General features: G+C 62.5%; 13 protein-coding genes. All 13 read left to right on the forward strand.

The window, feature by feature from the left end; all coding sequences use genetic code 11:
* Positions 1-41: 41 nt before the first annotated feature.
* The 13 genes from ACP2YP_RS16180 (at position 42) to ACP2YP_RS16240 (ending at position 13,258) form a co-directional block, all read left to right on the forward strand.
* On the forward strand, positions 42-734 hold the full coding sequence (locus ACP2YP_RS16180; RefSeq protein WP_426425291.1) for an energy transducer TonB: 693 nt from the start codon (positions 42-44) through the stop codon (positions 732-734).
* Between the two features lie 206 nt (positions 735-940).
* Positions 941-1,489: an RNA polymerase sigma factor gene (locus ACP2YP_RS16185; protein ID WP_426425293.1), complete on the forward strand. Its 549-nt coding sequence runs from the start codon at positions 941-943 to the stop codon at positions 1,487-1,489.
* 64 nt (positions 1,490-1,553) lie between these two features.
* Positions 1,554-2,540, forward strand: coding sequence for a FecR family protein (locus ACP2YP_RS16190; protein ID WP_426425295.1), 987 nt, complete (start codon positions 1,554-1,556; stop codon positions 2,538-2,540).
* A 363-nt stretch (positions 2,541-2,903) separates the two neighbouring features.
* A complete protein-coding gene (locus ACP2YP_RS16195; protein ID WP_426425297.1) occupies positions 2,904-4,562 on the forward strand; it encodes a ShlB/FhaC/HecB family hemolysin secretion/activation protein in 1,659 nt (552 codons plus the stop codon).
* A complete protein-coding gene (locus tag ACP2YP_RS16200) occupies positions 4,562-6,583 on the forward strand; it encodes a DUF2341 domain-containing protein (protein ID WP_426425298.1) in 2,022 nt (673 codons plus the stop codon). Before ACP2YP_RS16195 ends, ACP2YP_RS16200 begins: the two co-directional genes overlap by 1 nt.
* Before the next feature lie 5 nt (positions 6,584-6,588).
* Positions 6,589-6,993 carry an ExbD/TolR family protein gene (locus ACP2YP_RS16205; RefSeq protein WP_426425299.1) on the forward strand — a complete coding sequence of 135 codons (405 nt, stop codon included), beginning with the start codon at positions 6,589-6,591 and terminating at the stop codon, positions 6,991-6,993.
* Positions 6,994-7,000: 7 nt separating this feature from the next.
* A complete protein-coding gene (locus ACP2YP_RS16210; protein WP_426425301.1) occupies positions 7,001-7,555 on the forward strand; it encodes a hypothetical protein in 555 nt (184 codons plus the stop codon).
* Complete coding sequence (locus ACP2YP_RS16215) at positions 7,552-8,301, forward strand: TonB C-terminal domain-containing protein (RefSeq protein WP_426425303.1); 750 nt, start codon at positions 7,552-7,554, stop codon at positions 8,299-8,301. The genes ACP2YP_RS16210 and ACP2YP_RS16215 overlap by 4 nt, the downstream gene beginning before the upstream one ends.
* A 45-nt stretch (positions 8,302-8,346) precedes the next feature.
* Positions 8,347-10,206: a putative porin gene (locus ACP2YP_RS16220; protein WP_426426168.1), complete on the forward strand. Its 1,860-nt coding sequence runs from the start codon at positions 8,347-8,349 to the stop codon at positions 10,204-10,206.
* A 2-nt stretch (positions 10,207-10,208) separates the two neighbouring features.
* Complete coding sequence (locus ACP2YP_RS16225) at positions 10,209-10,811, forward strand: hypothetical protein (protein ID WP_426425305.1); 603 nt, start codon at positions 10,209-10,211, stop codon at positions 10,809-10,811.
* A complete protein-coding gene (locus tag ACP2YP_RS16230) occupies positions 10,808-11,857 on the forward strand; it encodes a peptidylprolyl isomerase (protein ID WP_426425306.1) in 1,050 nt (349 codons plus the stop codon). The genes ACP2YP_RS16225 and ACP2YP_RS16230 overlap by 4 nt, the downstream gene beginning before the upstream one ends.
* Before the next feature lie 7 nt (positions 11,858-11,864).
* Positions 11,865-12,689 (forward strand): hypothetical protein, encoded by an 825-nt coding sequence (locus ACP2YP_RS16235; protein ID WP_426425308.1) that lies wholly within the window; start codon positions 11,865-11,867, stop codon positions 12,687-12,689.
* A 59-nt stretch (positions 12,690-12,748) separates the two neighbouring features.
* Positions 12,749-13,258: a YbjN domain-containing protein gene (locus tag ACP2YP_RS16240; RefSeq protein WP_426425310.1), complete on the forward strand. Its 510-nt coding sequence runs from the start codon at positions 12,749-12,751 to the stop codon at positions 13,256-13,258.
* Positions 13,259-13,308: the final 50 nt, after the last annotated feature.

Raw genomic sequence — 13,308 nt, forward strand, 5'->3', positions numbered from 1 at the left:
CTTTCGCCCGGCAAGTTCGGGGCAACCAAAGTAACCGTCAGATGACGATCAAGAACTACCCATTCGGTGATGACGAAACGTTCGCTGAGGCGTCGAATCCCCTCCTGCGATTTCTTCTGCCGTCGGTCGTCGTCATGATCCTACTCGCCGGCGGCGTCTATTGGATCAGGCAACTGCCCGCCGGCCCCCCACTTCCGGGGTCCCCCGGCAGCATTCAGGTTCGTCTTCTGCAAATGCCCGACGTCACGCCGATCGCGGTGCAGGCGGCGGACCCGTCAACGTCTCGAAATGCCGGCACCCGGTCCGAGCGTCCTCCGGAGGAATCCAAGCAGGAGACGGATGATGATGGGCCGCCATCGCCGGCAGCCATCGCAATGGCTCCGACCGAGCCGACGATGCTGCCAAGCGTCAGCGCGACGCCGAAGTCGGTGAACAACCCTCTAAACGATATCGCGGCACGTTTCCAGCAGACCTTGATGCGCCATATCGAGCGCTTCGAGCACTATCCTCGCACGGCACGGCATGATCGTCTCGGCGGGACGGTCCAAGTTGCGTTCGTGATGGGGCGTGACGGAAAGGTTCTGGATGCCTGGATCCGGTCGAGCTCGGGCCAAACCGTTTTGGACAAGGAAGCGGTTGACGCGCTCCGACGTGCGGAGCCTCTCCCGGGCATTCCGGTCGAATTGCCGGGCCAGCTGACCGTCCTGCTGCCGGTCTCGTTTGCCGCACAGTAGCAAACGATTGCGCCACTCGGCCGCCCCAGTCCTTGCGTCGATGGCGCCGCCTGTTTTCCCAGCCGCTCCAAAGGCCTAGTTCCTTTTGCACGGCTGCCCCGACGGCTTTGATGCGGTCTTGTCACAAATCTGTTGTGCGGCCCTCGTATGCAGGTTTCGCTCTCGGAGTCGCGCCTTCTTGGAGCAAGTGACGTTGGGAGTGCAATGTGTCGGAGGTAGATCGAGCGGCCCTTCGGCAGTTGCTCGTCGCCAACTACGAGAGCCTGGGCAAGCGCCTCGCGCGCCGGCTTGGATCTTCAGAAACCGCTCATGAAGTTCTGCACGACACGTATTTACGGCTCGAAAGCGCCGCAGAGATTGGTCCCGTTCGAAGTCCACAGGACTATCTTTTTCGGATTGCACTCAATATAGCCACGGACCGTCGCCGTGCCGAGGCGCGTCGGCTGTCGACCACCGAGATCGATAGCCTTTTCGATTTGGCGGACGACGCGCCTGATGCATCGCGGGTGGTTGAAGCCCGGTCCGAACTGCGGGCGCTCGAGCGTGCGATGGCCGAGCTTCCCGAACGGCGGCGGCTGATTTTCAAGGCGGTCCTTGTCGACAATGTCCCGCGTCAGGAATTGGCAAAGCGATTTGGCATTACTCAGCGTTCGGTTGATCTCGAAGTCAATCGAGCGTTGACGTTCGGCGCTCGGCATCTTCGAAGTTTGAGCCAGCCTTTCGATTCGGACCCCTCCGAATCGTCTAATGATTGAATAACGCCCTCGCGGCGAGGTGTTTTCATTGCTTCGTGCAAGTGGCTACGAGGGCAAGGGGATCGTGTCCGAATCTTCTGATCAATTGCCCGAGATTGAACCGTTGACGCAGGAAGCGATCGACTGGGTCGTCCGATTGAAATCCGGCGAAGCGACCACTGCCGACGCTGAGGCGCTGCGGCGCTGGCGCAGCGAGAGCGCAGCGCACGAAGAGGCATTTCGCTGCGCGGTCAAATTGTGGCGCGATTTCAAGATCGTCGCGGAGCAATCGCCGGCACGGCCTGCCGCGCCTGAAGCTACGCGCGTGGCCCCCTGGGCCAATCGCCGCATAGCCCGCCGCGCGTTCCTTGGTGGCGCGATCGCCGCCTCGGCCGCTGGCTACGTGATCGTTCGTCCGCCGCTCGGACTTTGGCCCTCCTTGCATGAAATGTCGGCTGATTACCGGACTGTCAAGGGAGAGCAAAGGCAGGTCGCGCTCGGCTCCGACATATCTCTGACCCTGAATACGCTCACCAGCATTGCCGTTCGGTCGACCGACGAGCAGCCTCGGATCGAACTGATCTCCGGGGAAGCTGCTGTGGTCGCAAAGGCGCCATCGGCAAAGCCACTGGTGATGACCATCGGCACCGGTCGTGTCATCGCGGCGCGGGCGGACTTCAACGCCCGTTGCGTGGACGATCTGGTATCCGTCACCTGTCTCTCCGGTGCCGTCACCGTCGAGCAGGGGCAGCAATCGGTGCAGCTCCGGTCGAACCAGCAGATTTCGTACTCATCGATCGGCTTAAGGTCGGCCACCACAGCCGATCCGGTCCAGGCGACGTCCTGGCAATCAGGGCTGCTCGTCTTTCATGACAAGCTTCTGAGTGACGTCGTCGATGAGATCAATCGCTATCGGCCCGGTCGCATCGTGATCACCAGCACCGATCTGCGCCGTCGCGTCGTGAACGCGACCTTCCACCTCGATCAGCTCGACAACTTCCTGGTTCAGGCACAGGAGCTGTTCGGTGCCAAGGTGACACAGCTTCCGGCGGGGCTCACGCTGCTGGGCTGAAATACCGAATAGCGCAACAACCTCGATGTTGCGTTCTATACCGGTCGCTCGCGACGAGCACGTCCGTTTCAAGTGAAGTCCTGCGCTCGTCGATGATTTGGTCCGGGTTGCCTTGGCTACCGTTCCATCCAGTCCTGTTGTCGAAAAAAGATCGCGACGCCTTTCGAATCGATCTGCCTCCTACGTCTATCAAATTGGGACTTCCGTGAGCAGCCGAAAGAGTTGCCGAACGGATTTGCTTGTTTGTAGCGGGCGAGAGGCATCGTGGGTCATCGTGAACTGAAATCTAACACGCGCGCGCGCAGGTCCTGTCCGGCTGCCGGAGCGGTGGCGATTGCGCTGGCGCTCGCCGGAAACACCGCAATGCGCAGTTCGGCGTATGCCGCCGCAACGCTGGCGAACGCTGGATCCACCGCGGCCGGAACCGCAACCCCGTCCACCACGACACCGGCTGCCACAACTGCGGTGCCCGCGCAAAAGTCTGCACCGACACAGCGTTTTGACATTGACGACTTTGCGGTGCAGGGCGCGGACAAGCTGCCGGAGATCGACCTCGATGAGGCGATCTATCCATTTCTCGGTCCGAACAAGACCTCGGACGACGTCGAGAAAGCGCGTGCGGCACTCGAAAAAGCCTATCACGACAAGGGTTATCAGACCGTCAGCGTCTCCGTTCCGCAGCAGAATGTTCAAAGCAAGATCGTCAAGCTGCAGGTGACGGAGTTGAAGGTCGGCAGGTTGCGGGTCAAGAACGCGCGCTATTTCGATCTCGACAAGATCAAGGACAGGGCGGCTTCGCTGAAGGAGGGGACGGTCCCGAACTTCAACGACGTCACCAAGGATATCGTTGCACTCAATCAATGGTCCGACCGGCGCGTGACCCCGGCGCTGCGCGCGGGTGTCGCGCCCGGCACTGTTGACGTCGATCTGAATGTCGAGGACACGGCGCCGATCCACGGCAGTCTCGAATACAACAATCGGCAATCGCCCAGCACGTCCGCGACGCGCCTCAATGCGACGGTCCATTACGACAATCTTTGGCAGCTCGGCCACTCGCTCAGCTTCAGCTATCAGGTGGCGCCGGAGCGTAGGGCCGACGCCGAGGTGTTCTCCGGTTCGTACCTTGCGCGTGTGCCGAATGTCGACTGGTTGAATGTCCTCGCCTATGCCGTGAAATCAAGCAGCAATGTCGCCAGCGTCGGCGGCACGAACATCATCGGTCCGGGCGAGATCATCGGCAGCCGCGCGGTGATCACGTTGCCGACACTGCCGAACCTCTTTCATACGCTGTCGGTCGGGCTTGACTACAAGCATTTCGATCAGACCGTGAAGATTGGGACCGACGGTTTCTCCTCGCCGGTGACGTACTATCCGATGGTTGCGACCTACACCGCGACCTTTCAGGACGACAAGTTCAGTACGCAGCTCAACGCGGCGGTGACGTCCAATCTGGGCACGATCAGCAGCAGCCCCGGCGATTTCGACGCCAAGCGCTATCAGGCCTCGCCGAGCTTCACGCATCTCAATCTCGATGTGTCGCATACCCAGGAATTACCGCTGGGCCTCCAGCTCTGGGGCAAGGTTCAGGGCCAGGTTGCCGACGGACCGCTGGTGTCGAGCGAACAAATCAGTATCGGCGGCCTCGACACGGTGCGCGGCTATCTCGAATCCGAAGTATTGGGTGATGAGGGCGTGGTCGGCAATCTAGAGCTGCGCAGCCCCAACGTCGGCGACCTGCTGCAGAAGCAGATGAAGGACGAGACCGGGCAGGGCGCGCCGCGCTTCACGACTTTCAACGACTGGCGCTTCTTCGTGTTTACCGATGCGGGCCAGGCGCATGTGTTGCGGCCGTTGCCGGAGCAGCAGTCGCAATTCGATGTCTGGAGTTATGGCGTCGGCTCGCGGTTCAAGGTGTTCAACTATGTCAACGGCATGATCGCCTTCTCAGTGCCGATGATCAGCCAGACGTATACGCAGGCGCGCGATCCGCGCGTGAATTTTCGGATTTGGGGTGAGTTCTGATGACGACGGGTTTGGACGATACGCGCGTGCGCAAATCGCCGGTTCGGCGGGCGACCGCAGGAATCTTGTTCGGGATCGCGGCGGCACTGACATTGTTGCCGGCGCCCGCCAGGGCCTGGTGGAACGACGATTGGTCGCTCCGCAAGAAGGTCACGATCGACGCCAGCGCCACCGGCGCCAATATCACCGATCCGATCGGGACGACGCCGGTTCTGATCCGGCTACATGTCGGCAATTTCCGCTTCGGCTCGGCCAAGGACGACGGCAGCGACCTGCGCTTCGTCGCCGGCGACGACAAGACTCCACTGAAGCACCATGTCGAGAAATACGATTCGCTGCTGGGCGAGGCTTTGGTTTGGGTGGCAGTGCCCAATGTGCAGCCCGGTGCCAAGACCGAGATCTGGCTGTACTCAGGCAACAAGAAGGCGGTCGCGACCAACGACGCCAAGGGCACCTACGATCCCGACACGCAGTTGGTCTATCACTTCATCGAGCGCGGCACGCCATCGCTGGATTCATCGGTATGGGCTAACAACGCGCAAAGTGTAGCGCAGCCGGCCGACGGTTCGATCATCGGCACCGGCCTGCGTCTTGATGGCAACACGCCGCTGACACTGCCCGCATCACCGTCGCTGGCGCTGGCCAATGGCGCAGCGTTCACCTGGTCGGCGTGGATCAAGCCGGCCGCGTTGCAACCCGCCGCTGCACTCTACAGCAGACACGATGCAGTCGCCTCCAATGGTCTCGTCATCGGCCTCAGTAACGGTGCGCCGTTCGTCGAAGTCACGAGCGCCGGAACGGTCCAGCGCAGCGGCACAGCCGCGCCGATCACGCCGGGCGGCTGGCATCATCTGGCCGTCGTGGCAAGCAACGGCCAGATCTCACTGTTCCTTGACGGTGCTCTCTACGCGTCGGTGGCCGCAACAGTGCCGCCGCTGAACACGATTGCCCTGATCGGGGGCGACACGCCTGCCTCCGGCGTTCCTCCGATCTCTCCAGCGGCAGCGCCGTCCGCAGACGCGCAGCCCGCCCCCGCTGCTCCAACTGCGGACGGTGGCGCTCCGCTGGCACCCGACGTTTCCGCATCGGCACCGGCTGCTGCTGCCGCGATGCCCGGTTTCGCCGGCGATATCGATGAGTTGCAGATCGCCAAAGTCGCGCGCCCCGCCGGCTTCATCAGGTTTGCCGCGACCGGGCAGGGACCGGACCAGGCCAAGCTCGTGGCCTTCAGCGTCGACGAAGAGACCGGGAGTTGGCTCTCGGGCTACTTTGCGGTGATCCTGAAATCCGTCACGCTCGACGGCTGGGTGGTCATCGGCATCCTTATGATCATGGCGGTCATAAGCTGGATCGTGACGTTCGATCGGGTCACCTTCCTGAACAAGCAGGCCCGGGCCAATGCCCGCTTCATGAAGAGCTTTCGCGAGGTCGCTTCCGATCTCACGGTGCTCGACCGCGGCGATGAGGACGAGGCTGCAACACTTGGCGGGCGGCTCGGCGCCGATGACGCCGCAATGATGCGTGCCTCGTCGCTTTACCGCATCTATCATATCGGCGCGGGCGAGATCCGCCATCGCTTCACTCAAAACGGCAAGCGAGCGCCGGTGCTGCCTGCCGTTTCGATCGCGGCCATCCGCGCCGCACTCGACACCGGTGTCGTCAAGGAGATGCAGCGGCTCAACCGCCTGATGGTGGTGCTGACGATCGCGATTTCCGGCGGACCGTTCCTCGGTCTGCTCGGCACCGTGGTTGGCGTCATGATCACGTTCGCGGCGATTGCGGCGAGCGGCGATGTCAACGTCAATGCGATCGCGCCCGGCATCGCAGCCGCGCTAGTCGCAACCGTTGCCGGCCTTGGCGTCGCGATCCCGGCGCTGTTCGCCTACAACTACCTGATCTCCCGCATCAAGGATCTGACCAGTGACATCCAGGTCTTCGTCGACGAGTTCGTGACGAAGCTGGCGGAGTTTTATTCCGCCGACCGGCTGAATCAGGTCGACCACAGTGAGGCTGCGGAGTAACGGCGATGCAGATCCAGAGTGACTCCAAGCCCTATGATGACATCAATATCACGCCGATGCTGGATCTTGCCTACGTCTTGCTGGTGATCTTCATCATCATGACCACGGCAACCGTCCAGGGCCAGAAGGTCAACCTGCCTAAGGCATCGGCAGCGCCGAGTCTGGCTACACAGACCACAAAGGCCATCACAGTTGCCAATGACGGCAAGCTCTTCCTCGATACGATTCCGGTGACGCTGCCCGAGCTCGAGCAACGCCTGGTGCAGCAAAAGGCGCTGACGCCGGAGTTCCCGGTCGTGCTGCGCGGCGACTCGGCGGCCCAATACCAGAACGTGATGGATGTGCTCGACCTTCTCGGTCGCATCGGGCTGACCCAGGTTGGCCTTGCGACGAAACCGCTTGTGAAGTGATACGGCAATGAGCCCCAACGTCGACATGCGATTGAGTGGCGCGAAGATCCCGAACTTGTGGGCCTGGTTGCGTAGCTCCTTGCCGACCCGGGTCGGCGGTACCCGCAATCAGCTCAGCGGTAGCGAGCTTCCCGCTCTCGTGACAGCGACTAAGCTCGATCCAGACGCAGGCAGTGCTACGCCGGAGAACCGCTCAGCCCCATTCCATTCTCCTAAAGGAGCGTCCGCGGAAGGTGGAGTTATTCTCCCCTTCCCGATTTGCGGCGAGGCTGTGCTGCTGAAGCTCGCGGAAGTGCTGCGCAAGGTGTTTTCTGGTCGCGATTTGGCGGGAGACCCACCCTTGCTGATTCTTGAGCGCAGCCCGGAACCGCGATTGTGGATTGACCGCACTGCGCATGTGGAATTTCATCCGGGGCGGCGGGAATATCGCGCCATCATCGAAACCTCACCGGATACCAGGATTATCGTCGAAACGTTTGATTTCGACGCTTTGATCGACTTCGTATTGCAATATGTCATCGCGAGATTGGTCGGGCACGCGGCGCTTGAGGTGACGCCATGACAGCCCGTAGTGAAGCCGAAGTCCGGGATAGCAGTCGCGCGAAGCGCGGTGTCGCGGCCGATGCGCGCGCCGAGCAGGGGCGCGGTTCGTTACTGCGCTACGGCGTAGCGCTGGCTCTCATCTTCGGTTTGTTCGGGGGCGCCGGCTACCTGCTCACCAGCCACGACGACATGCCGCCGCCGCGGCAGGTGCGTGAACTCACAATTGTCAATGTCCTGCCGCCGCCGCCTCCACCGCCGCCACCGCAAAAAATGCCCGAGCAGAAGATGATCGAGCAGCCGAAAATGGCGGAGCAGGAGTTCAAGGAAGACAAGCCCGTCGACAAGCCGAAGGAAGAGCCCGTCAAGGACAGCGAGCCACCTGGTCCGTTGTCGCTCGACGCCAAGGCTGTTGGTCCTGGCGACCTGTTCAATCTCGGCGGCAAGCCGGGCGGCAATCCCTATGGCGGCGGCGGAGGGGGCGGCAGCCGGTGGGGCTGGTACGCCTCGATTGTACAGGCGCAGATCGAAGCCGCGATACGTTCCAACACGAGAACCCGCAACGCGGTGATGCAAGTGAGAATCCGGCTGTGGGCCGACGGCTCGGGCCGCGTCAACCGGGTCGAGTTAGCGTCATCCACCGGGGATGCCGAACTCGACGCCACGATCCGCGACAGCGTGCTCGGCGGCCTGACGCTGCGTGAGCCTCCGCCGAAGGACATGCCGATGCCAGTGGTCACGCGCGTCACGGCACGCCGGCCAAGCTGAAGCAAATGAATTCAACGAATGAGTGACGAGAAGGACTGGGGACTGATGTTCAAGACGAATGCAACGGCGCATCTGTGCGCATGGCCGCTCGCGGTGTCGCTGTGCGCGCTCATCGGCGCTGCGCCGGCCTTTGGCCAGAGCGCCGAGGTGTCCTCCAGCAAGAAAACGGACGGCAAACGCCCGACGGTTTCGAAGGAGAAGCCGACCTCGCCGAACATGGCGGTCAACCTGGTCAATCTGCTGGTCAAGCGCGGCACATTGAACGAGGACGAGGCCGAGATGCTGATCAAGCAGGCCGAGAGCGAGACGTTTGTGATGCGGCAGGCGGCGAAGGACGCCACGGCCAAGGCGGATGAGGCAGCCAAAGCGGCGACGGCCGCCTCTGCGGCCGCGAACCCACCCGGCACACGGCACGTGACCTACGTGCCTGAGATCGTCAAACGCCAGTTACGTGAGGAAATTAAACAGGAGGTGATGGCAAAAGCGCAAAAAGAGAACTGGGCCTCGCCGGGGAGCTATCCGGAATGGGCGCAACGCATTCACCTCTACGGCGACCTACGCGCTCGTTATCAGGGCAGCTTCTTTCCCGCCGGGAACGATCCGGCTGGTGCCACAAACTTCAGCGCCATCAACAACGGCTCTCCGTTCGATCAGAGCGGCGCCAATCCCTATTACGCGCCGACCTTCGATACCGCCCAGAATCGGAACCAGTTTCGGTTCCGCGCGCGTCTTGGCCTCGACGCCGACCTGACCAACGGGTTCACCACGGGCCTACGCATTGCCACCGGCGAGAATAATTCGCCGGTCTCGACCAACCAGACGTTCGGTGCCAACGGTGGCGACTTCTCGAAATACGCCCTGTGGCTCGACCGCGCTTACCTGAAATACGCTCCGTCGGACGACCTCGCGGTGTCGGTCGGCCGCTTCGACAATCCGTTCTGGTCGCCGACCGATCTGGTCTGGTATCGTGAACTTGGCTTCGATGGCTTCGCGGTGCAGGCCAGGCACGAGGTGTTCGAAGGTTTCACCCCGTTTGTCGTCGGCGGTGCCTTCCCGATCTACAACACCGACTTCAACGCCGGCATCAATCTCGGATCCACCGGAGCAAGTCCCGGCGATCCGAACGCGGGACTGCCGACCAAGTTCGCGAGCAAGGACAAGTGGCTGTTCGGCGGGCAGGCAGGCTTCGGATACAAGGCCAACCCGGAATACGCCTTCCGCTTTGGCGTCGCCTATTACGACTTCACCAACGTGCAGGGGCAGCTCTCTAGTCCTTGCACAGTGCGAAGCGCTTCCGACATCTGCGACACCGATCTCAATCGCCCGCTGTTTGCGCAGAAAGGCAACACCTACACCGAGCTGCGCAGCATCGTCGGGGACGCATTCAACAATTTCGGAAGCATCAACCAGTATCAGTATTTTGGGCTCGCCAGCCAGTTCCGGCCGGTCGTTGTCAGCGGCCAGGTCGACCTCGGCCACTTTCATCCGGCCCATATCGTGCTCGACGGCGAGTACGTCGTGAACACCGCGTTCAACCGCGAGCAGATGATCCTGACCGCGGTCAACAACAAGGGGCCGACAGTTAATGGCGTCGCGGGCGTCTACAACGGCGGCAACACGGGATGGCTGGGTCGCGTCACGGTCGGCGACCGGGAAATCAAGCAGCTATGGGATTGGAACGTGCACGTCGGCTACAAGTATCTGGAGTCGGACGCGACCATCGATGCCTTTGTCGATTCCGACTTCGGGCTCGGCGGCACCAATCTCAAGGGCTACTTCCTCGGAGGCAATCTCGGTCTCAGCGAGAATGTCTGGGCAAGCCTGCGCTGGATGAGCGCCACCAATGTCGCCGGTTCGCCTTACGCGGTCGACGTCCTGCAAGTCGACCTCAACGCGAAGTTCTGATCATGAAGAGACATATCCTCTGTGTGGCTTCGTTGGCGCTGTTGTCGACAGCGCTGTGGTCGAGTGCTGTTCGCGCCGACACGGAAACTGACCGGCTGCGGGAGGCGCTGCGCAGCGCCACCGCGCAGGCACGGCAGCTCGAGGACCAGCGCGCGTCCTTGCAAGCTAAGGTCGCCGAGGGCGATCGCGAGAAGGCCGCGGCCAAGGCGCAAATTGATGCGGCCAAGGCAGAAGTGCGGCAGGTCGAAAAGCAGCATCGCGAAGCGGTCGAGGAGTTCAACAAGCGGCTCACCGAGCGCGACGAGACCCTCGAAAAATGGAAGACGGCGTACGAGGAAGCGGCCACCGTCGCCCGTACCAAGGATGCCGAGCGCGCCAAGTTCGAAGGCGAGGCGGCTGCCTACAAGGCCAGCACCAAGAGCTGCACCGCGAAAAACACCCTGTTGGTGAAGGCGGGGCGTGAGCTCGCGCAGCGCTACAAGAACGTGACCATCGGCGACACCATCGTTGCCCATGAGCCGGCCCTTGGATTGCGGCGTGTCGAAATCCAGAACGAGTTGCAGACCACCAACGACAAATTCCTCGATCAGAAGGTAAACCCATGAGTGGCGCGATCAAGATACTTCGGGTGAAGCAGGCCCCGGCGATAGGCGTCGCGGCAATGCTCGCCTGCGTTTCCGCCGGTGCACTCGCACAGACCGCGGCACGGCCGCCGCAAACCGCCGTCAAGCCAAGGGCCGCGACGCAAGCGCCGGCCGTCCAGCCGTCCTCACCTGCGGCCACGCAGGGAGCCGTGGCCACAGCGGACGCCGGCAAGTCCTCGGGGAATGACAATGTGATCGCGCGGATCGGGGATATCAACGTGTCCGCCGATGATATTCGCGGTTATGTCGCGGCGCTGGGGCAGCGCGAACAGGTTGCGCTTGCGCGTGACCCGTCGCTGCTTAGCCAGACCGTGCGTCAAATGCTCGCCAATCGCCTCGTTTTCCAGGAGGTGCAGGCGAAGAAATGGGACCAGCAGCCGGCCGTCGCGGCGCAACTCGAGCGCGTGCGCGAGAGCGCAGTGGTCGAGCTCTATCTGCAGACGGTCTCGAACCCGCCGGCAAGCTTCCCGTCCGAGGAAGACCTACAAAAGGTCTACGATGCGAACAGCGGCGCCTTTCTGATGCCGCGTCAGTTTCAGCTCGCGCAGATCTTCGTTGCTGGGCCCAAGGATGCCGACAAAGCAACCGACGAGAAAGCCAGAAAGAGTCTTGACGACATCCAGCGCAGGCTGAAGGCGCCAGGAGCGGACTTTGCCGCAGTCGCCGCTGAGGGCGAGGCCGGGAACGGTGGCGACCTCGGCTGGCTGACGGAGGGCCAAATCCGCCCGGAAATCCGCACCCAGGTGATGGGACTGGCGAAGAATGCCATCTCCGAGCCGATCCGGCTCGACGACGGCTGGCACATTCTCAAGCTGGTCGACACCAAGGCGTCGTACACCCGCACGCTGCCGGAGGTGCGCGACCAACTCGTCCAGCAGTTGCGCGCCGAACGCGCGCGGCTGCTGCGGCAGGCCCATCTCAACGAATTGCTCAAGCAACATCCCCCGGTCCTCAACGAGATCGCTTTGTCGAAAGTGCTCGGCGAGCAGACCCGCACGACAAAGTAGGCCTGTCATGTCAGTGCCGGCAATGCGTGCGGCTGTGCGGACTGCGCCGCTTTTGACCGTCGAGCGGCTTCGTGCCGTGCTCGATGCCTGTGGCTATCACTGTGTGGCGAGTTCGCCTGCGGGTAACCATTCGCTGTCTCCGGGCTGCAGTGTGGTGCTGCAGTTCGGAGACCTGATTGCGAGGAATGCGGATGGCGTCGAGCGTCTGACGCTCAGGTCGAGCCTGCGGCTCAATGACGGGGCGGAGTGCCGGAGCGGAGTGACGTACTGGCAGATCCAGAAGCTGGTGCACTTGCCGGTCGGTTCGGATCAGCTGTGTCTTGCGGTCGAGGCGGATCTGCTGCTGGGCGACGGCGTCGAATTGGCCGATGTTCTGGCCGAGGGCAGCGAAGCCCATCGCCATCTTCGCATGCTGGTCGACGACGTCTGCGGCACACTGGACCAGCTTGCGGTCGACGACCGGCCCGGCCGCAAAGCCGATGATCCCGTGGTTCGCATCGAAGCGAAGTTCGTGGCCGGACATGCAACAGGGCGCAGTGGGTTTCTTCCTTCCGATCAACGGGCGTATTTGCCCTTCCGGAGAACGACAAGCCGTCATCTGCTGATGATGCGCGCCGTCTGCGACTGGCTCAGGGACGATCCCCTGCCGAAGCTGGTCGGAGCCCTGCGCCGCCTCCACCCGGAGGCGGACTCGGCCGCGACGTATCCGCTGCAGGTGGACGCCGGGAGTGGACTGGAATCCGTTCGTTCCCGGTCCGATGCCTGGTTGCCTACCGAAGCGACACCACGAACGGGTGATGCGGTCACCTTGGCCCGCCAGCGGGTGCACTAGCCATGGCCGCGACCGCCCGTTCGCCCTCCGACATCACCCAATCCTGAATGGAGCCCATCATGTCCGATTTCATTGCCAGTCTCTCGCTCGAGCGCCTGCGGGATATCCTGCAGCAGGCCGGTTATCGCATCGAGACGGTGAACGATCCCGTTGCCAATCTCGCCTATCTGCGGTCCGCCACTGCGGGTCTTGCGTTCGATCTTCGTCCCGGCAATCGGCTCGCCAGCGACGACACCTTCGTCGATATGGCCTTCACCGCGGTGCTGCAGGTTCAGGGCGAGCTGCCGCTCGAGGTCATCAACCGGTGGAACGCCACGCGCCGGTTTGCGCGTCTGCAACTCAGTCACCCGTTCCTGGTGCTGTCACTCGACGTCTCGGTGGCGGGCGGCGTGACGCCGGCCCATTTGCGCGCGCAGGTCGAGATCTGGGACCATCTGGTGCAGCAATTGATCGTCTATCTGCGTGAAGAGTTGCCAAAATTGGTGCCGGCGCCGGCAAGCAAGTCAGACGCCGCGCCGACCGGAAGCAGCAGTCCGGAAGCTGAGCGTCCCGCGATGCCGACACCCTGAACGGACGCTCGCCGGTCACTCGAATCACGCGCCCGCGCGCGCCAGTTCAT

Source organism: Bradyrhizobium genosp. A (assembly GCF_049949275.1).
Classification (GTDB): domain Bacteria; phylum Pseudomonadota; class Alphaproteobacteria; order Rhizobiales; family Xanthobacteraceae; genus Bradyrhizobium.